The following is a 21,368-nucleotide window of genomic DNA, read 5'->3' as shown; positions in this document are numbered from 1 at the left end:
CCCCTTGCGGGGCTTTAAAATGGTTCAACTTAGCGTTATAAAAGCGCCTTTATCGTAATAATATTTGACAGCTGCAATAAGAAACTCTTGTTCTACATCCTTAATTTGAGCATTCAAATTCTCAGAAACATCCTGTACATCACTTATTGAAAGAGCATATTTAAGGCCATTTCTTTTTGCAATTTCAGGATCATCATCTGGATCTTCGGTTTCTTCAGGATCTAATATCATGCACATCATTCGTTCATCCCAAACCGTATCCACGGCAGGTATGTATAATGCGTAGTCCCATGGTAATGTCTCGATCTTTAGTAACACTTTATCTAACGTAATTAAAATATCTGTACTCAATTTCTTCCTCCTCCCCATGTGCTCATACCACCAACACCTCCGGGATGCAGAGTTGACTGTACTGCGCCTGGGGCATTATGATGACTTCTAGGTACAAGCTGCATCACTCCAGGCTCAACTCCATGATGCCAGGTAACATTTTTAGTTGGTGCTTTCCTTGGATATGCCCCTCTTGCCCCCGGTTGAACCCCTTTCGTTATTCCTGGGTGCAAAGCTTCCATCATATTACCAAATACTGGGTCACTCTGCATTTGTTGATGTAAATTTTGATTTGCTTCTTGAAAGTGAGCTTTATCAGACTTTCCTGGATACATATTGTTAGATAATTTTGTTTCGAATGATACGGAGTATTGAGCGCTATTTCCTCTAGTAGCTAATGCTTCAGAAGCTTCTCGTGAAGCTTTAATAGCTATACCAGCACCACCCGGTACAACAGGTATCGCCAAAGCAGCCCCATCAGCAATCACCCCAAGCGCATCTATACCAGCAGCACCCCAATTACCATTCCACAGATTACCACCTAGTGAAGTTAAGCCTACACTAAGACTCGCAGCATCCCAAACAGATTCTGCTATTGCTCCACTAGGATCAGTATACTTATAAGGGTTATTATTAGCATAAGCATAACGGTTAAAACTATGTACATCACGGAATCCAACAGGATCATTCGAATAAAAACGACCTATGACTGGATCATAGTATCGTGCCTGCATATAACTCAACCCTAAGTCGGTGTCGAATTTATGCCCTGTGTACCCCACATCATCTTTGGGGGCTTCTATCGTTTCACCAAATGGACGAGCATGCTGTCGGCTTTCATCTATGCTTTGCGATGTTACATCACCATATTTAGCTATGAGTTTTTTACCTAAGTAAATATAGTTAGTACCTTCACCGGTTATGGTGTCACCTTTTTCTCTGTAAAGTAATGTACCTCCTTGGCTGTACATTGAATAACTTGTACCGTTGATGTCAGTTTGTTTTACTCGGCGATTATGCCCGTCATATAGGTAGCTATTTCCTTTTGCAGTGGTAAGTTGGTTAGCATGGTTAAAGTCAAGTGTATATGCGCCATTATCATTGATGTTACCTCGATCATCATAACCTATTGAGCCGTATTGGCCATTTACGCCATTTACTTTAAATAAGCGATTTTTAGCATAATCATATTCATAGGTGAGTGTTTTATTTTTACTTTTATAGTATGTGATGTTACCAAACCCATCGTAATGCATTTCACTCGAGCCGATTTCAGAGCCTCCAGTGGTGCTTGTTAGGCGGTCTAGGCCATCATATTCTAAATTCGTCAAACTATATTTAGGGTTTTGGTCATCAATGATTGAGGTAACATTCGCATTATTATCGTAATCATAAGTCAATGACATAACCGTACTAGGTAGATTACTGCCACCGGCGCCAGTATCTTTTAAGCGTTTTGGCAGTAAACTATCTGTATGTATTGTTGTTTCATGTTTTACACCGTTGCCATATGTAAATGATTTCAACAAACCATTTGCATAATATGTAGCACTTTTAGCAAAGCTTAAAGCAACAGTTCCACCATCATAACTTTGCGCTTCTGTTGGCTCACCAAAACTATTGGGCTGGTAATTTACAATAGTTCCATCGGGGTAACCTAAGTGTTCTAGCTGTTGTAAATCATTGTATTTATAATCAAGCATTAGAGGTGATTCATCCTCAACAAATAATTGTTCTTCTTCAAGAAGGTTTTGATTATTGTATTCGTAACGATGAACTACGCTGCCAGCTTCTAAAGTCAAAATGTTACCATTGTTATCCAGTTCGTAAATCACGTCTCCCGAGTTATCTGGGTAGTCAATTTTATGTAATTCGCCGTGACCATCATAACTAAAGGTGGTACTATTTTCTGGTTCTGAAATACGACATTCAGTATCATCAACTCCAGGTTTACTCCAAACTAATTCACCTAAAGCATTGTGTTTATAAAGTACGTTACCAACATCCTCACGAGTTACTAGGCATAATTGTTTATAATCATCATAGTAACGATTTTCATGAAAAGTTTTCAAGTTAGCATCGCTAGTATAACCATTTTGAGAAATTGAATTTACGTGTCCATAAACATCAACATCAATTGTTGTTGTGACATTTTCCGGTGATTCAATTCTAGTTATTACATCATAATTAGGAGAGCCAAATGCTTGAAACGAAGTAGTGGTAGCGTTTCCTTTTGCGTCGGTAACTTGAATTCTATTACCGGCTAAATATGCATAGGTGACTTGACCTAAACCACTAGTAGAAACTTCTTTAATACGACCAAACCCATCGTAAATAGTCTCTATACCATTTAAATTTATTTTTGAAGATGACCAAAATGATTCAAAAATCTTCTGGTTATTATAATCGTAGTTAAAGTTTTTATAACGCGTATCTGTACCATCTGTTTGAACAAGTTGTTTTAACCTCATCAAACCATCAAATATCTCGGTTACAGAGTAAACAGGCTCACTCTCGCAGCTACTTAGTTCAAGATCTAAATTACAATATTTGACAATCCGTTTAGGGCTTGTACCATCTGAATAGTCCCAAGTGAAAAATTTACCATACCAATCATTACCAAACTTTTCGTCATTAGAATAACTTACAGCTTGAATAGCACCACTAGAGTGGTATGAAAAACTCGTTTGGTTTCCATTTAAATCAGTTGTTCCTATTTCCCAACCATTAGCGTCCAACTCCTTTGACATAGTAATATGATCATCGCCATACCTGGCTATTTTTCTTATCGTTTTTGCTATACCAAACTTATAATCTGAAAATAAAACAAATCGATTTCCTTGGTCATTAACCGCATTATATTCCTCTTTTATTATATTTCCTTCCGAATCATATTCAGGATAACGATTTACCCATCTCCCAAACTGTTTCTTCTCAAACGGTAAGCCTAACCCATCATATTGCCCTTTAGCTGTTACATCATCATGGTAGGTGATCTCTGAAATAGTTTGATAGCTGTTTTCACTATCATCTTCAGATACCATTACTGATGTTGGCAAACCCAATAACCAGTTATCACCGGTTTCATGTTGGTAGGATAACAGTGTAAATTTTGTTTTACCGCTAAAGCTTTCTTCTATCTTTGTTGGCTTCCCATACAAGTCATCAGATTCAAAACTTGTACTATATATACCGCCATCTTGCGAAATAATACGTCCTTTTAATCTTACTTTTGAAGTTAAAGATTTAGCTATATCTTCTGGGAAATCCAAGAAAGTAAATTCGCCTATGTCTGCTATTAATTCATAGGTATAGTTTATTTCTTTTGTAATAGAATCTTCATTCTCCGAGTCATAGTTGGTGACAACTTCTCTCAATAACTTACCATGTTGAAATGATTTATCATCAGAAAAATATTTAATCGAAGTGTCCAAATCTCGAGTTGCTGTAAACTGGACCACGTTCTTTGAATTAAGGCTGCTATCTTTATAATCAAAAAACCATGTATTAGTATTATCAACACCATCATTCACTACTTTTGAATGTAACTTTCTATTTTCTCTATATGGATCGTTCCTCATACGATTAAATACTTTATACGAGTAAGATATTGTTCCCCCGCTTGGAAGGGTAACCATAGTAAGGAGTCTAGGACCATTATATTCGAAGTAATGAGGGTTACCTTCATCTCGATATGATTTCTTATCATCCAATGAAACTTCGCCATATTTATAACGCCAGACTTTTTCTCCAGATGTAACTTCGCTTAAATAATACCTTCCATCCATCGGATTATCATAATAGCCATATTCAATAGACTGACCACCATCAACTGCTATATTTTTGATTCTCTCATTATATCTGCTAGGTGTTGATGAGAAGTAATTTACATCTATATTTGTACCGTCACTACGATTTATTTTGGTCAACCTTTGCTCTATATAAGGAACTCTTATATGCGATGCATTATGTCCTATATCATTCTTTGGCATAAAAAAGTTGCCATGAGATTCATAATCATAGGTAATGGCTGTCCCAAAAATGTTATTTACTTCTGAAGCAAATAGAGTTGTATTTCCTGTATGATTAAATTGATGACTTAAGCCAATATGACTATAAATAGCTTGAACAACGTCTATTCTATATGTAAGACCTTTTGGTGACTTTACAACAAAGCCGTTACCATCACTCGTACATGTTGCTATCCAGTCATTAGTTGTAACCCATTTAGCTGATGGATAGCGAGCATCGTCTGTATTTTTGAATAATTGCTGAGCTGACTGGCCCGGTATTTTTAAAGTCATGCCTGACCAATATTTCTTAGCGATCTGTATTCCACCGCTATTTAATGTAGAAGCACGGCCATCACCAGGGTATGGATCGTTACAGATTCCCGTTCTAGTTGTACTAACATGATCTATCAGCTTATCGTATTCAGCTTTATCAGGGGTCGCACTCCATCCTCTAGTTATGCCATAAGGTACAGTTGGTATTATTATCCTTGGAATCTCCAGGCGCCAGTTGCTCATACTGCCAATTTGACCGTTAAAACCCCAGACTCTCTCACTTTGCCCAAAACTTCTTGAAATCAAAATGTCCATACCATTTCCACCAGGAATGTGCATGTCTATAGATTCGTAACTCAGCTGACCATTTATAGGATTAATATTCTCGCCTACACTTTGATACCCATTTTCAATAGAGTATTGTTCAGTAAACCCTTTGTAATCTTTTGCTGTTAAGCTCTCAACAGAGCTTGAAAAAAAGAGTATGACAAGTAGTGGTATTCCACATATCAAATTATTCATTTCTACTTAAATCCTTTATTTTGTCTCAGCCACAGGGCTACCTAATAGATCCGTGTGAACATAAATTATTCTTTTACCTGGCTCAATAACGTTAAATATTACTGAGCGTATATCACTATCTAAGTCGCCACTTTTGGTTGCGTAAGTACATACCTTTTTGCTTTTATTGATGTATATTGGATCAAAATATAAAAGCCATGGCTCTGATGAGTAACAACTCTTTTCTTTCTCAACTAGCCTAAACCATACTTGTCCTGAGCTGTGAGCTATTTCAAATGATGAGCCTTTTACTAAATCTCCACCATTTGGCTTAAAATACGGCGAACCTAACTTCACTTTACGTTTAATTTCTGGACTATATAAATAGGGTGAATAAGTAGTTTGATCTGTAGAATTATTAACCCTTTTAGCCCTTACTCTAAATTTAATTGTCGAAAACGGAAAAGAACTGTAGGTATAGTAATTATGTGGTGAGTTACTTATTAACCTGTATGAATTATTGTTCAGTTCAGATACTTCAACATCAATACTAAAACTAAAATGACCACGGCTACGCATATCGTACGAGTACAGACTTCCTTGAGGTGGGAGTATAGGAGATGGTACCGTGATTTCTCCTTCTAATGCCCAATCCCATGAAATCTTTAAGGCATCATTGTCTTGTACATATTTAAAATTAGTCGGAGCTGTTACCCCTTGGCTTGGAGGTGTAGGGGTTATAGGAATAGGATCTGGTGGATATACTGGCCCGCCTGTATAGGGTGGTAAATTAAAAACCCCACTGGCCTTAGCCCCTTCTGCATAAAACAATAAAAATAAACATACTATTAAAACTTTAATCTTCACACTTACTCTCTGTATACAAAAAAGAAACATAATAACATAAATAAGGTACAAAAAGTAAAGCGAACAATTACTTATAAACAATAAAACCTGTAGCCTAGCACTAAAAAACGAGCCTATTTTGGCTCGTTTTTGTTTTACTGATAGCTGACCGCTAAAAACTGACCGCTTCGCTATGATTCCGGCTCATACCCCAAATTAGGCGATAGCCACCTTTCGGCCTCTGCGAGCGTCATATTAGTTCGCTTGGCGTAGTCTTCTACCTGATCCTTTTGTACAGCGGCTACAGCGTAGTATTTTGCCTCTGGGTGTGAGAAGTACCAGCCCGAAACCGCAGCTCCTGGCCACATGGCGTATGAGCTAGTGAGCTGCATGCCAATGCGCTTTTCGGTATCGAGCAATTGCCAAATTTTCTTTTTCTCGGTGTGCTCTGGGCACGCAGGGTAACCTGGCGCTGGACGGATACCTTGGTAGTTTTCGCGAATTAGCTCATCGTTACCCAGGTTTTCATCGGGTGCATAACCCCAATACTCTTTACGCACTTGTTCGTGCAGGTATTCGGCAAAGGCTTCTGCGAGCCTATCGGCAACCGCTTTTACCATTATTTTATTGTAGTCGTCTTGCTGTGCGTCAAACGCATTGGCTAAATCGTCTTCTTCTAAACCGCCCGTTACTGCAAACGCACCAAAGTAATCAGGTGTGCCTTTTGGCGCAATGTAGTCAGCCAAACAATAGTTAGCAAAGTCGGTTTTTTCGGTTTGCTGGCGTAAATGGCACGAGGTGTTTAACAGTTCTTTACGGGTTTCGTCGGTGTAAATTTCTATGTCATCGCCCACGCGGTTTGCAGGGAATAAACCAATTACACCCAATGGTTGCAAACTGCCTGCTTTTTCAAGGTCGTCGAGCATCTCGTTAGCGTCTTTAAATAAGCTGCGTGCTTGCTCGCCAACAACTTCATCATCCATTATGCGCGGGTATTTACCAGCGATTGACCACGTCATAAAGTATGGGGTCCAATCTATATATTTACGCAACGTGGCGATTGATACATTTTTAAACTCAGTCACGCCCAGCTTTTTAGGCACGGGTGGCGTGTAGTTATCCCAATCAAGCTTGGCTGCGTTATCGCGGGCACGCTGTATGGTAACTGGTTTTGAACGTGGCTTTTTGCGCGCTTGTTGCTCGCGTACTTTTACGTACTCGGCTTTTGTTTTTTCTAAAAAGGCTGGTTTTAGCTCTTTAGATAACAAGCTCGATACCACGCCTACCGCACGGCTGGCGTTATTTACGTACACGACGCCTTTGTCGTACTGTGGCTCAATTTTAACGGCAGTATGCGCTTTAGAGGTCGTTGCGCCGCCAATCATTAGTGGGAGCTCAAAACCTCTACGAGTCATTTCTTTGGCTACGTGTACCATTTCGTCAAGCGATGGGGTAATTAAACCCGAAAGGCCGATTATGTCGGCTTTTTCGTCAATAGCGGTTTGCAGTATTTTTTCGGCAGGTACCATTACGCCTAGGTCGATTACTTCGTAGTTATTACATTGCAGTACTACGCCTACAATGTTTTTACCTATGTCGTGCACATCGCCCTTTACGGTGGCCATAACTACTTTACCATTAGTGGCGCCTTCTTCTTTTTCAGCTTCTATGTATGGGTCTAGGTAGGCCACTGCTCGCTTCATTACACGGGCTGATTTAACAACTTGCGGTAAAAACATTTTACCTGCGCCAAATAAATCCCCTACCACGTTCATGCCATCCATTAATGGCCCTTCAATCACGTGGATAGGTTTATCGGCAGCAGCGCGGCACTCTTCCGTGTCTTCATCTATAAAGGTGGTTATACCTTTAACAAGGGCGTGCTCTAAGCGTTTTTCAACAGGCCATGTGCGCCATTCTAAGTCTTCTACCCGCTCAGCTTGTGCCATGCCCGAAAACTTAGGGGCTATTTCTACAAGGCGTTCACCTGCACCTGGGTCGGTGTTTAGTATTACGTCTTCTACGGCTTTACGGAGTTCCTCAGGGATATCGTCGTAAACAGCAAGCTGGCCTGCGTTTACAATCCCCATATCCATACCCGCTTTTATCGCGTGGTATAAAAACACCGAGTGAATGGCTTCACGCACGGGGTTATTGCCCCTAAACGAAAACGATACATTAGACACCCCGCCCGACACTTTACAGTGCGGTAAGTTTTGTTTAATGCGGCGTGTGCCTTCAATAAATTCTACAGCATAGTTGTCGTGCTCTTCTATACCGGTGGCTACGGCAAATATATTAGGGTCAAATATAATATCTTCCGGCGGGAAGCCAATCTCTTCTACTAATATTTTGTAGCTGCGCGCACATATTTCGTATTTTCTATCTGCGGTGTCGGCTTGTCCGTCGGTATCAAACGCCATAACAACAGCAGCTGCGCCAAAGCGTTTAATAATTTTAGCTTGGCGTTTAAACGGCTCTTCGCCCTCTTTAAGCGATATTGAGTTAACAATAGCCTTGCCTTGAATACACTTTAAGCCTGCTTCTATCACTTCCCATTTAGAGGAGTCGACCATAATAGGTACTTTAGAAATATCAGGCTCTGAGGCAATTAAGTTTAAAAACTTAACCATGGCCGCTTTTGAGTCCAACATGGCTTCGTCCATGTTTATATCAATAACTTGGGCGCCATTTTCTACTTGCTCGCGGGCTACGGTAAGCGCTGCTTCATAGTCTTCTTCCATGATTAGGCGTTTAAACATGGCAGAGCCAGTTACGTTGGTACGCTCGCCAACATTGGTAAATACTGCTATTTGCTGTGTCATGTTGGCTCCTTAATTTAAGTTACAGGCTTCGAGGCCCGATAAACGCATGCGTACTTCAAGCTCTGGCAATTGGCGAGGCTTAACGCCTTCAAGCCCTTTTGCAAACGCGCGAATATGCGCAGGCGTGGTACCGCAGCACCCGCCTACTATATTAATAAAGCCCGATTTACCCCAATCGATAATTTCGGCTGCCATATCGCCCGCTTCTAGGTCGTATTCACCAAACTCATTAGGCAAGCCCGCATTAGGGTGTACCGACGTAAAGGTTTCGCATACGCGCGACAGCTCTTCTACGTATTGGCGCAGTAAATCAGGACCAAGTGCGCAGTTTAAACCAATCGAAATAGGCTTAATATGGCGAATAGAGTTATAAAATGCTTCGGTTGTTTGCCCCGAAAGCGTACGGCCAGAGGCATCGGTAATAGTGCCCGAGATCATAACGGGTAATGTACGCCCAGCTTGCTCAAATGCTTCTTCTACTGCGAATGAGGCTGCTTTTGCATTGAGGGTGTCGAATATGGTTTCGATAAGTATTAAATCAGCGCCGCCTTCCATTAATGCAAGAGTAGACTCAACATAGGCAGTAACTAGCTTATCAAACGTTACGTTACGGTAACCTGGGTCGTTTACATCTGGCGAGATAGAACAGGTTTTCGATGTTGGCCCTAACACACCTGCTACATAGCGAGGTTTTTCTGGATTTTTAGCGGTGAACTCGTCACATATTGCGCGCGCGAGTTTAGCCGACTCTAAGTTTACCTCACGGCTTATGCTTGCCATGTCGTAATCTTCCATCGAAATGGTGGTTGAGTTAAAAGTATTGGTTTCAATAATATCTGCACCGGCAGCTAAAAAGCTGCGGTGTATTTCTGTTATTAACTCTGGCTTAGTGAGGCTTAATAAATCGTTATTACCTTTAATTAGCACGTGCCAGTCTTTAAAGCGCTCGCCACGGTAGTCTTCTTCTTCAAGCTTGTGAGTTTGGATCATGGTGCCCATTGCACCATCTAAAATTAAAATACGCTGTTTTAGCGCTTCACTTAGTTGGGCTTGTTTGTTGGCGGCTTTATTATTCGGCATAGTTGTTAGTCCTCACATCTTGGCTAACTAAATTAATATCATACGGTGTGGTTTGATACACGTAGTAATTTAACCAGTTCGAAAAAAGTAAAAAAGCATGGCTTTGCCATGTTTTTGAAGGTTGTTTGCTTGCATCATCATCGGGAAAATAGTTTTCAGGTTTTGGGGCATCTGGGCTTTTTTGTAAATCGCGCTCGTACTCCCCTTTTAGGGTGTCGGCATCGTATTCCGGGTGGCCGGTTATAAATACTTGGCTACCCGATTTGTTTTTCAGTAAGTAAGCACCTACTCGCTCAGAGCCTGCTAATATAACTAAATCATCACATGCGTTTATTTTATTTATATCAATGTGCCCATAACGTGAGTGTGGCACTAAAAAGGTATCGTCGAAGCCACGGGTTAATGCACCATGTTTAAAATGACATTGGTGGGTAAATACACCACACAGCTTATTGGGTTTTAAGTCGCGCTTTAAGTTGTAGCTGTGAAATAACGCGGCATGGGCCGCCCAACACGAAAACAACGTAGAGGTAACGTGTTGCTCTGCCCAATCAATAATGATTTTTAGCTCTTCCCAGTAGGCAACATCTTCATACTCTAAATGTGCTAGTGGTGCACCTGTAACAATAAGCGCATCGTAGTTGTTGTTTTTTACCTCTGAAAAATAGCGATAAAACGTATCGAGGTGTTCTTCTGAATTATTACTGCTGCGGTGGGTGTCTAGGCGCAGCAGCTCTACGTTTACTTGCAAAGGAGAATTGGCAAGCAAACGAATAAACTGTACTTCGGTTTCTACTTTATTAGGCATTAAATTTAATATAGCCAAACGCATTGGGCGGATTTCTTGCGTTTTTGCACGGCTTTTTGGCATGACAAATACGTTTTCTTGGCGTAAACGTGCAATGGCCGGAAGCTCATCCTTTACAGTGATTGGCATATTTTTAACTCCTACTCATAAAAACTCGTGCTAATTATGAACTGAAAGCAAAAAATATCAACCTCTAGATGTATAGATGTCTAAATGAAATTTATTCATTATTAATTAAGTCTGTGGCAAGCAATGAGTTACCCCCTAAAAATAGGCTTAACTCACTGCATTTAAAATACTTACTTTTTAAACTACTCGTTATTACCTACTAGGACTAAATTTTGTTGAGGAGGAATTAAATACTCAGCGCCGTTTTTGGTAATCACAGCCATTTCTTCAACTGAAATGGTTTTAAACTCGGTGTTGTTTAAAGGCCAACTAAAAAAACCATCAAAGGCAAACACCATTCCTTCTTTTAGTTTACGATGTGCTGCAGGCCTTACTTGCGCACTGCGAGAACCCCCTAAATTTGGGCCCGTGTCGTGCGCAACATACCCTACTGGGTGACCGGTGCTCCATGGCACAGGCTCTGAGTTGTATTTATTCATTAATACGGTTTGAGCTTGATCCACGTCTATGCCTTTTACGCCGGGTTTCATGGCATTAAATGCGGCAAAACCACTGTCTCTGGCGTTAACCCAATATTGCTGAATGTTGGCCGGTGCAGAGGTTTCCCCTTCTTTAAGTACATAAGCAAAACGCTGAATATCACTTACCCAGCGATTGTAGAGCTTTACACCAAAATCAATTTGAATTACGTCACCCGGCATAATCACTTTATTTGTAGAATGCGAATGTCCGCGGTCTGGGCCTGAGTTTACATTAGGATTTTGGTCGGCAGCCCACGCGTCAGTTACGCCTCGTGCTTTCATTTTAGCTTTTAAAAATTTGGCTACATCGGCATCGGTGGTTTTACCTGGAACAATGGTTTTATAAGCCTCTAGTTGCCACGTTGCTGAAAGCATTGCAGCCTCTTTCATTATTTCAACCTCCGCAGGTAATTTAATTGAAAGCCATTGATAAACGACTTCTTCAGAAGATACGAGTTTTGCTGTGTGCTTTGCGCCTAATAAGCTCGCTAGTTGCTTGTATTGTGAGTGCGATAAGCCATCAGCCTGCGCGTTAAGGTCAGAGACATTTATTGCAATGCGCTCAAAAGGCTGCTTTTTTATAAACTCAGCGGCGTATTTTAACGCAGACACACTGCGTGGCACTGAGATCACTTTTTCATGTATATTTAGCTCGTCGAGTGCTTTTGCTTCGCTTGAAGGTGAGTAAGCAACTGAATGAAACGTCCCTTTATTGAAGTAAAATAAGTACGCCGCTGGTGACCCTGCGTTTTCACAGCCAATATGGTCGGCCAATGGGTCGTTGTTATTTTCTCTACAAACAATAAGCCAAGCGTCTACATTAGCCGCTTTTAAAGCGTTTGGCAGGAGCTGGGTTATTCTTTGTTTTCTTATTTCGGGCCAAGGTGAGTCTGCTGCATTTGCTTTGGAATTTATTGTAAATAATATTAGCAAAGCCAGTATTATTATTTTTTGTATGGTCATGAGTTTTTCTTATTTTTACTATGGTGTAAATACGTTAGCACACCCAAATAAAACTATACATTTAACAAGGTAAAACGATAAACAGATATTCCCACCCGCCATTCGTTGACTGTTTCACCTCTCAACAACTACAATACAACATTGAAATTTTTATTATTATTTGAAGGCTTTCCTCCATGGTTTTACCTGATAAGTTTATTTTCTCGATGAGTCGAGTATCTAAAGTTGTGCCGCCTAAGCGCACAATTTTAAAAGATATTTCGTTGCACTTTTTCCCTGGCGCCAAAATTGGTGTGCTTGGTTTAAATGGTTCTGGTAAATCGTCATTGCTACGCATTATGGCCGGTGTTGACCAAGACTTTGAAGGTGAGGCGCGTCCTCAGCCTGGTACTAAAATTGGTTACTTACCGCAAGAGCCTGTACTAGACGAAAGCAAAACAGTACGAGAAATAGTTGAAGAAGCTGTTGGCGAAGTAAAACACGCCCTTAATCGCCTTGACGAAGTGTACAACGAGTACGCAATGGAAGGTGCTGACTTTGACGCACTGGCTAAAGAGCAAGGTGAATTAGAAGCGGTTATTCAAGCTCATGATGGCCATAATATCGATAACGTACTAGAGCGCGCTGCTGATGCACTTCGTTTACCTGAGTGGGATGCTAAAATTGAGCACCTGTCAGGTGGTGAACGCCGCCGTGTTGCTATTTGTCGTTTGTTACTAGAAAAGCCAGACATGCTTATTCTTGATGAGCCAACTAACCACTTAGATGCTGAGTCGGTTGCATGGCTAGAGCGCTTCTTACATGACTACGAAGGCACTGTAGTGGCAGTAACGCATGACCGTTACTTCCTTGATAATGTTGCTGGCTGGATATTAGAGCTTGACCGTGGTGAAGGTATTCCGTGGGAAGGTAACTACTCTTCTTGGCTTGAACAAAAAGACGCGCGCTTACAGCAAGAACAAAAATCTGAAAAAGCACGTCAAAAATCAATTGCTCAAGAACTTGAATGGGTGCGTTCAAATCCTAAAGGCCGCCAAGCTAAGTCAAAAGCACGTATGGCACAGTTTAGCGAACTACAGCAATCTGATTACCAAAAACGTAACGAAACAAACGAGCTATTTATTCCACCTGGTCCACGTTTAGGTGACCAAGTATTAGAAGTGACTAACTTACGTAAAAGCTTTGGCGACCGCGTATTAATAGACGACTTAAGCTTTACCATGCCAAAAGGCGCTATTGTGGGCATTATTGGCGCCAACGGTGCAGGTAAATCGACACTATTTAAAATGTTAAGTGGCGAAGAGCAGCCAGATAGCGGTAGTGTTAACGTTGGTGAAACAGTACAACTAGCAACGGTTGATCAGTTCCGCGACGATATGGACGAAAGCAAAACAGTATTCCAAGAAATATCTGACGGACAAGACGTACTAAAAATTGGTAACTTTGAATTCCCAAGCCGTGCATACGTTAGCCGTTTTAACTTTAAAGGTAACGATCAGCAAAAGTTTGTAAAAGACTTATCGGGCGGTGAGCGTAACCGTTTACACCTTGCTAAGCTGTTAAAAGCGGGTGGCAACGTAGTGCTACTGGATGAGCCAACCAATGATTTAGACGTTGAAACATTACGTGCACTTGAGAATGCTATTTTAGAATTCCCAGGCTGTGTAATGTGTATATCGCATGACCGTTGGTTCCTTGACCGTATTGCTACGCACATTTTAGATTACCGCGACGAAGGGCAAATTAACTTTTTCGATGGTAACTATACTGAATACGAAGAGTGGCTTAAAAAAACCTATGGTGCAGAAGCAGCTCAACCAAAACGTATTAAATACAAAAAGATTGGTTAATCGCTAAATTAACTAAAATACTCTTAAAACCCTGCTTTTGCGCAGGGTTTTTTATAACTGAAAAACATCCGTTAATTTCGTGCTAGCATCTATTTAATTACAGGCTATGATTAATAAAAAACAATAAGGCAAAGTCATGCAAGAACGTCGTCAATTTTCTCGTATTTTATTTTCAACCGATGCACGCATAATTTTTCAAGAAAATGAGTACCCATGTACCCTGCTTGATATTTCATTGCACGGCGCATTGATCAGCAAATGTGATGTGTTAAATGATCAAACAGAGAACGATGCAATACTGCGTTTTATTTTACCCGACAGCGAAATTGAAATAAAAATGGAGACAACTATTTGCCATATAGAAGCCAATCACATTGGTTTAAAGTGTAAGCATATTGATATTGATAGTATTTCCTACCTAAAACGACTGATAGAGCTAAACTTAGCGGACGATGAGTTACTTCATCGTGAATTAGAGATGCTTATTCACGACTCACAATAGACTCTTTAAAGTGAGTTGATTACCATAAGGCAAACTTTATAGCCTATGTGAACATGAACTTAAATCCTCATTTACCGTTAGTGTACCATCCAAACTACTCGTTTAGTTTTGATCCTAAGCATCGTTTTGCAATGAGTAAGTTTGCAAATTTATACGCACACGTTAAAAAACTAGGCTTAATTGGCAATAACCTCACACAGCCTATTTTAGGCTCTCCCGAGCCTTTAGAGCGAGTACATTGCGACAACTATATTCACGATTTATGGAACAACCGCTTAGACGATAAAGCCATGCGCCGCATAGGATTACCTTGGTCCCCCCAGTTAATGGCGCGCACTTTTACTGCACCGCAAGGTACATTACAAACCGCACGTTTAGCGCTAAAACACGGCATAGCCTGTCACCTAGCAGGGGGCACGCATCATGCGCACTTTGATTTTGGCTCTGGGTATTGCATGGTGAACGATCTTGCCTTTACCACCCAAACCTTGATTGATAGCGGTGAAGTAACTAATGTGCTTATTTTTGATTTAGACGTACATCAAGGTGATGGCACAGCCGCTATGCTTGCACATCAGCCCTATGCCTATACCTGTTCAATACACTGTGAAAAAAACTTCCCGTTTAGGAAGTCGGCCAGCGATTTGGATATTGGCTTAGCAAATCATATGCAAGATGCAGAATACTTAGCTATTGTTGACGATACCTTAAGCTACCTACTTAAAGAACTAAACCCAAGCTTAGTGCTGTACGATGCCGGTGTAGATATTTGGCAAAACGATGGCTTAGGTAAATTAGACATAAGCTGGGATGGGATTGCTAAACGTGATCATCTGGTTTTAAAACGCTGCCTTCAGCACAACATACCTGTGGCAACTGTTATTGGTGGCGGTTACGATAAAGACCACCTTCGCCTTGCGCAGCGCCATGGCATAGTGATTGAACAAGCAGCACGTTTTTAAAATGAAATAAAAACCCAATATTGTCGTTCTTATTGGCTAACAAAATAAAAGCGACACGTTTATGAAACACATTTTTGCAGCTATAACACTTATCCTTTTAAGTTTAGCAGTCTTTGCGGAGCAGCCTGCTCTCGACTCAAACCACTCTAAACTACCACCTTTAACATTAAACATGGCCGATGGTACAAATATAAAAACTCAGGAATTATTAGGCCAACCTTATGTTTTACATTTTTGGGCTACATGGTGTCCTTATTGTAAAAAGTTACAACCAGCCCTTCAAAAAATACACAACATGGGCTTAAACGTATTAGCTGTAAGTTTTAAAGAAGATGATAACGCCTTCCCCGCCAAAGCATTAACCAATAGGGGCTATACATTTAAAACCGCAATACAAGCCGATGAAATTGCGACACAACTAGGAATACGCGGCACACCAACTACATTGTTTATAAATGAAAATGGCCATGTTGTTTGGGTTACTCATTCTTCAAACCCCGATAATACAAACCTATATTTAAATGCTCGCACTTTAATAAACTCAATCAACTCAAAATAGGTGAATAATTTGGCCGGTATAATGCCTATTAAAATATGAGTTATATAAACTTTATACTACAATTTAAGCCTATAAATTAATTGGGGTTATTATGCGTTTAATATTTACTTTATTGTTGCTTGTGTTCAGTGCAACAGCGTTTGCTGAAGAAGAAAAGGTAGAACTTCCACCGCTAGACCCTAGCTACAATGCAGTTCACCCCATGGCCCTAGTTAATAGAGGGTCTTCCATCTTTGCTATTAATCTTCCATCTTATAGATCACCACACGACCTGCAAGTTGTTTACGAAGTAAAAAACTCAAATGTTGCTTTTTTAAGCTTTGTGAAAAATGCCGATATGATCACTATAAAACCGCAAAAGTTTAATATTCAACATTTAATGCGCGGGGACGAAATAACAATTACAGCCGACGTATACGAAGGTGATTATCGTCAAGGCGGTAGTTTAATTTATGAAGCCAAGCAGCTTGAGCTTGATAAGCAACTGTACGCCAGAGAACTCGATGAGCTAAGCGAATCTTCACAATGGCACGAGTACGATATGATTGAGTTAAACGGTACAGAGCGTATTTATGTACATAAAATTCAAAAAGCTCCAAGCTTTAACCACTTAATATTTGTGGACTTAGTTAATGCTTGTATGCAAAAGGTTCGCACATCAAAACGTGTTCCTCCTGAAAACGAACTCACCTACAAATTTATAAACTGTGGAACCTTAAAGCCTCTTTTTTATGATGGTGAAAGTTTACTTAAATAAGTTCGTAAACATGTTTAGCAATTAACTCAAGCCCTTCTCGCGCGGCATGAGTTGATTGCCCTGCAAATCCCAACCGTATATAACTTTGCTGTTTTGGAATTAGGCTACGCGCGGCTTCTTGATAATAAAATTCAGGCTCTGCTTGTATATAAACTCCCTGCATTTGCAAAGCGCTTTTTAAGCCATACACTGGTTTGTTTAAATTAACCCACATAGCCATACCACCATCAGGTTTTACATATTCGATTGGTAAGCCCTTTGATTGCATAAGACTTAACTCACTGTCCATTGCCTCGGCTCTTTGCTTGTAGAGCTTGGTCATTCGCTTTAAGTGCGTCTCAAAACTCCCTTCCTTCATAAAGTGCGCTACAGCTAATTGCATAACCACATCGTTTTTATGATTCATTAATTGTTTCCAGGCACTTAGCTGCGCAATAACTTCTGGCGGTGCACATATGTAGCCTATGCGGGCTGCCGAAAACATAATTTTAGAAAACGTAGAAAGGTAAATAACAATACCGGCTGGGTCATCTGCCGCCATAGGCTGTAGTGGCTGACATTTATAGTGAAACTCATGATCGTAGTCATCTTCTATGATCATCACGCCATATTTATAACACAGCTGATAAATTTGCATACGCCGTGTAGGCGATAAAGTTACGGTTGTCGGGTATTGATGTAGTGGAGTTAAGTACAGCATTTTAATTGAGTAGCGACTAAGTTGTGCTTTTAAATCGTCAACACAAAGACCATGCTCATCTTGTTTTATATCTACTAATTGTGCACCGCATGCCGCAAAAGCCTTACGAGCAGGCGGATAACCTAACGTCTCAACCGCAACAAAGTCATCTTGATTTATAAAAGCTTTTGAAATTAAAAACAACGCCTCCTGAGAGCCATTACATATAAGTAAATCAGTTACTTGAAGGTTACGTGCTTTGTGTAAATAGCTGCTTACTTGCTGCTTTAACTCACTTACTCCGCTTATATCACCATAGTGAAACTTACTGGTATCTACATGATTAAAGACATAACTTAAAGAGCGTTTAAATTGTTTATATGGGAAGCAATTAAGATCAGGAAGCCCCCCTGCAAAGTTATATTTGAAATCATTGAGGTTCATAGCAGGCGCAGGCACTGCTAACTCCTTGGCAAATTTATAGGGGTTAGGCGTTACAACAGGTACTTGCTTAGTATTAGCACTGCTTTGAATTGGTAGGGTTTGAGTCACCTTATATCCTGAGCGCTCATGAGACTCAACCCAGCCTTCAGCTACTAATAGTTGTAAAGCATTCATTATTGTATGACGGTTTAACTGGTAAGTTTGCGCCATTTCTCTGGCTGAACTGAGCTTAGTGCCTACCGCAATATCGCCTTTTATAATTGCGTTACGAAGTGCTTGCGCTAGCTGCAAATACTTTGCTTTGCGCTGCTCATTAAACTCAATATTAATCGGCTGCATACGCCCCCTTAATCTGGTATAGGTAAAAGTTACATTCTGGTTGTTTTTACCAACCCAAATAAGCGTACATTTGTTGCTCACAAATAGCAAAAATGGAGCCATTAATGTTTAATCTGCAAACACATAAAACAAACAAGGTCATTTTAGAGCCATTAAACCATAAGCACCTAAATGGATTATATAAGGCGGGCCAGCACCCTAATGTATGGCAATGGGTATTAAGCAATTACACTAAAAGCCCTGAAATACTAAAGGAATGGTTTTTAACTCAGGCGCAATTTAATAAAAACGAGCAAGTTGTTTTTGCCATTATTGATAAAAATACACAGCAAGTAGTGGGCACAACACGGTTATTTAAGTTAGATACACATAATTTAAGCGCTGAAATTGGTCATACATTTATTAGTAATGATTGGCAGCGTACTTACATAAATTCACATGCTAAATACTTATTACTTAATTACGCATTTGAAAAGCTAGGTTTAGTGCGTATTTCATTTAATACTCACGAGAATAATAAAAAATCACGTAATGCAATAACGCGTCTAGGCGCTCGTTTTGAGGGTGTGGCCCATAAAGATAGATTACTAAGTGATGGTAGCTTTAGAAGCACAGCAAAATTTAGCATAGTCGATGAGCAGTGGCCGGATATAAAATCACAACTAGAGGGGAGACTTTAATGTACCCAACGATGCATTTTCAAGAGCATAATAGTGAACGTTTGCAGGCTTTAGTTGAGCAATTTCCTCTAGCGAGTATTTTAACGTCCTGCTTGCACAGTGACTTAAATAATATATGCCAAGTACCTGTATTATATGAGCCATCACGTAATGTATTTATTGCGCACGTAGCAAAAAATAATCCGTTAACGCAATGTGATAAACGCTCTGTAAAATTACACTTTAATGGTGACAACTGTTATCTATCTCCCTCGTATAGTAATAATAAAACACTGCCAAGCTGGCTTTACTGCTCGTTAGAGGTACTAGCAAAGGTTGAAATAGTTGAGTGTAATAATCAAAAACATCATATTATGCAGAGACTAACATCGCATTTCGAAGAAAGTTTTGAGCCAAAATGGCAACTCAATAAAATACCAATCCAGTCGCGTGAACAGCTTTACCAGCGACTATGCTTTATAAATTTTAAACCTATTCATTGGAGCGGTAATTTTAAACTAAGCCAAAATAAGCCGGAGGGTATAAGAATGGAAATTAAGAAAAATTTAGTCAATGCTAATAAGCATTCTATTGCTGAGATGATTTAATTTACTTTATTATTTACACGTATTGCATCTTTTTAATGATGAAATAAGCATAAGTAAAGTAAAAATAAAAACGGCCCAAACTCAACAAAATTGAATTTAGACCGTTTACACACTAATAATATCTTCACACACAATATAAAGATTCTGGTTTTAGACTGCGTGGCAGTTGTAGGGAAATAAAAACAACCCAAGCTAAGTCACCACCGAACTTGAGTTGCCTTNCACACTGACAACATCTTCACACACAATATAAAGATTNTNGTTTTANACTGCGTGGCAATTGTAGGGAAATAAAAACAACCCAAGTTAAGTCACCACCGAACTTGAGTTGCCTTTCACACTGACAACATCTTCACACACAATATAAAGATTCTTTGTGTTAGTAATACACTAACGAATTCTGGCCATTGCCTATAAACACGCTTTTACTACACTAGAGCTACTAATTAAGCCCTTAACTATGTCTATGGGTTAACTTTAGAGTTATTACTCAAATTTCACAAGCGATAAAAATAAACCTGATAGATGAAAAAAACTAAACTATAGACCTTAGTCTAATAGCCATGCTTTTTAGTAACTAAATATCTGCCTGTAAGGTACTAGAGAAGTCTTTACTTTATTGGCATAGAACAACACAACGCCCTAGTAAAGAACAAATTAAATTATTGTTTTATAGGTATTATTTATAAATAAGCTAGTCTGTTTCTTATTAAATAAAATGAACTTTTTCAAATTGAACTTGTATTAGCCCTCTGAAAAACAGGCACAAAAAAAGCGCTATAAAAGCGCTTTTTGTTCTAAAAAAATATTTAAATTATTTGGTTTTCTTTCCAAGCTTGCTCTTTAGCTAAGCGCTTTTTACGCTTGTCACAAGGATCATCGCAATCACAGGCTTTGTCTATACCCACCGAACCTAATCCACCACAGCTACTCGCCATTGATTTTTTTTGCACGATCATACCTACAGCCATTGCTGTAACAATTAAAATTAGTAAGCCAAAAGTAAGAAAAAAAAGTGACATTGCTTAGCCCCTATTGATCAGCAATAAATTAAGCTCAAACTATTTTTGAGCAGTTGATATTATATACCCAACCTCTATGGAAATAAACCAGCTTTAAACACTTACAAGTAGGGTTCAAATGCAGGACTTGAATACGTAACTAAGCCATCAGGCGATTTAGCAATCAAATACACAGCCAAATTATTATCTTGTGCATAAGCTTGCGCTTTTTCCATCCCCATAACGGTTAATGCAGTTGCTAAGCCATCTGCGGTCATTGCACTTGGGTGTAATACCGTTACAGAAACTAGGTCGTGCTTTATTGGCATTCCCGTAAGCGGATCAATCAAGTGCGTGTAAGTTTCGCCATCCATAATATAAAAGATGCGGTAATCACCAGAGGTTGCAATTCCCATGCTGCCTGGTAACAAAATACGGTGCACTTCACGCTTACCAGGCTCTGCATCAGGTTGCTCTATTGCTATTACCCATCCTTGTCCATTCGGCTTTTCACCAGATATACGAAGCTCACCACCAATTTCAACCATGTAGCTAGTAATACCGCGGCTTTCTAATAATTGCGCAACTTTATCTATGCCGTATCCTTTTGCTGTTGCAGAAAATGACAATTCAAGCCCATCAACTGTTTTTGCTAAGCCTTGTTCATTTAAAACAAGCTTATCTACACCAATGTTTGCAATCATTGCCTGAAGCTCACT

17 protein-coding genes are annotated in these 21,368 nt (G+C 39.8%); 7 read left to right on the top strand and 10 right to left on the bottom strand.

All coding sequences use genetic code 11. From position 1 onward, the window contains the following. Nucleotides 1-24: 24 nt before the first annotated feature. From ATS71_RS11850 to ATS71_RS11820, 7 genes are all read right to left on the bottom strand, one after another. Nucleotides 25-351, bottom strand: a complete 327-nt coding sequence (locus ATS71_RS11850) for a DUF7716 domain-containing protein (protein WP_138527502.1) — start codon at nt 349-351, stop codon at nt 25-27. Next, nucleotides 348-5,138, bottom strand: coding sequence for an RHS repeat-associated core domain-containing protein (locus ATS71_RS11845; RefSeq protein WP_058405009.1), 4,791 nt, complete (start codon nt 5,136-5,138; stop codon nt 348-350). Before ATS71_RS11845 ends, ATS71_RS11850 begins: the two co-directional genes overlap by 4 nt. Before the next feature lie 15 nt (nt 5,139-5,153). Beyond that, nucleotides 5,154-5,984 (bottom strand): hypothetical protein, encoded by an 831-nt coding sequence (locus tag ATS71_RS11840; RefSeq protein WP_058405008.1) that lies wholly within the window; start codon nt 5,982-5,984, stop codon nt 5,154-5,156. A gap of 170 nt (nt 5,985-6,154) precedes the next feature. Then, entirely contained in the window at nt 6,155-8,788 is a 2,634-nt protein-coding gene (gene metH, locus ATS71_RS11835; RefSeq protein ID WP_058405007.1) for a methionine synthase, read from the bottom strand. Between the two features lie 9 nt (nt 8,789-8,797). Next, nucleotides 8,798-9,868, bottom strand: coding sequence for a homocysteine S-methyltransferase family protein (locus ATS71_RS11830; protein ID WP_058405006.1), 1,071 nt, complete (start codon nt 9,866-9,868; stop codon nt 8,798-8,800). Further along, complete coding sequence (gene metA / locus ATS71_RS11825) at nt 9,858-10,805, bottom strand: homoserine O-acetyltransferase MetA (RefSeq protein ID WP_058405005.1); 948 nt, start codon at nt 10,803-10,805, stop codon at nt 9,858-9,860. Before metA ends, ATS71_RS11830 begins: the two co-directional genes overlap by 11 nt. Before the next feature lie 182 nt (nt 10,806-10,987). Further along, nucleotides 10,988-12,289: a M24 family metallopeptidase gene (locus tag ATS71_RS11820; protein ID WP_058405004.1), complete on the bottom strand. Its 1,302-nt coding sequence runs from the start codon at nt 12,287-12,289 to the stop codon at nt 10,988-10,990. A 176-nt stretch (nt 12,290-12,465) separates the two neighbouring features. Between ATS71_RS11820 and ettA the strand changes: the two genes are divergently transcribed. From ettA to ATS71_RS11795, 5 genes are all read left to right on the top strand, one after another. Further along, nucleotides 12,466-14,139 (top strand): energy-dependent translational throttle protein EttA, encoded by a 1,674-nt coding sequence (ettA, locus tag ATS71_RS11815; protein WP_006791482.1) that lies wholly within the window; start codon nt 12,466-12,468, stop codon nt 14,137-14,139. A gap of 136 nt (nt 14,140-14,275) precedes the next feature. Next, a complete protein-coding gene (locus tag ATS71_RS11810; protein WP_058405003.1) occupies nt 14,276-14,641 on the top strand; it encodes a PilZ domain-containing protein in 366 nt (121 codons plus the stop codon). A gap of 53 nt (nt 14,642-14,694) precedes the next feature. Next, a complete protein-coding gene (locus ATS71_RS11805) occupies nt 14,695-15,603 on the top strand; it encodes a histone deacetylase family protein (protein ID WP_058405002.1) in 909 nt (302 codons plus the stop codon). Between the two features lie 61 nt (nt 15,604-15,664). Beyond that, on the top strand, nt 15,665-16,162 hold the full coding sequence (locus ATS71_RS11800; protein WP_058405001.1) for a TlpA disulfide reductase family protein: 498 nt from the start codon (nt 15,665-15,667) through the stop codon (nt 16,160-16,162). A 91-nt stretch (nt 16,163-16,253) separates the two neighbouring features. Further along, the gene (locus ATS71_RS11795) at nt 16,254-16,919 is read left to right on the top strand and encodes a hypothetical protein (protein WP_058405000.1); all 666 of its coding nucleotides are present in this window, start codon (nt 16,254-16,256) and stop codon (nt 16,917-16,919) included. On the opposite strand, the gene pdxR is transcribed toward ATS71_RS11795, so the two are convergent. Continuing rightward, nucleotides 16,912-18,381, bottom strand: a complete 1,470-nt coding sequence (pdxR, locus tag ATS71_RS11790; RefSeq protein WP_058404999.1) for a MocR-like pyridoxine biosynthesis transcription factor PdxR — start codon at nt 18,379-18,381, stop codon at nt 16,912-16,914. The two genes, ATS71_RS11795 and pdxR, sit on opposite strands and share 8 nt — an antisense overlap. A 104-nt stretch (nt 18,382-18,485) precedes the next feature. On the opposite strand from pdxR, the gene ATS71_RS11785 reads away from it, so the two are divergent. Next, nucleotides 18,486-19,061, top strand: a complete 576-nt coding sequence (locus ATS71_RS11785; RefSeq protein WP_058405101.1) for a GNAT family N-acetyltransferase — start codon at nt 18,486-18,488, stop codon at nt 19,059-19,061. Further along, nucleotides 19,061-19,648: an FMN-binding negative transcriptional regulator gene (locus tag ATS71_RS11780; RefSeq protein WP_058404998.1), complete on the top strand. Its 588-nt coding sequence runs from the start codon at nt 19,061-19,063 to the stop codon at nt 19,646-19,648. Before ATS71_RS11785 ends, ATS71_RS11780 begins: the two co-directional genes overlap by 1 nt. Nucleotides 19,649-20,457: 809 nt before the next feature. On the opposite strand, the gene nqrM is transcribed toward ATS71_RS11780, so the two are convergent. After that, nucleotides 20,458-20,670, bottom strand: a complete 213-nt coding sequence (gene nqrM, locus ATS71_RS11775; protein WP_058404997.1) for a (Na+)-NQR maturation NqrM — start codon at nt 20,668-20,670, stop codon at nt 20,458-20,460. A 101-nt stretch (nt 20,671-20,771) separates the two neighbouring features. Then, on the bottom strand, nt 20,772-21,368 hold a 597-nt coding region (locus ATS71_RS19070), incomplete at its 5' end, for an FAD:protein FMN transferase (RefSeq protein ID WP_235591476.1).

Origin of the sequence: Pseudoalteromonas sp. H71 (assembly GCF_001468485.1) — a bacterium.
In the GTDB taxonomy this organism is placed as follows: domain Bacteria; phylum Pseudomonadota; class Gammaproteobacteria; order Enterobacterales; family Alteromonadaceae; genus Pseudoalteromonas.
This window is presented reverse-complemented; position numbering and strand designations above follow the sequence as displayed.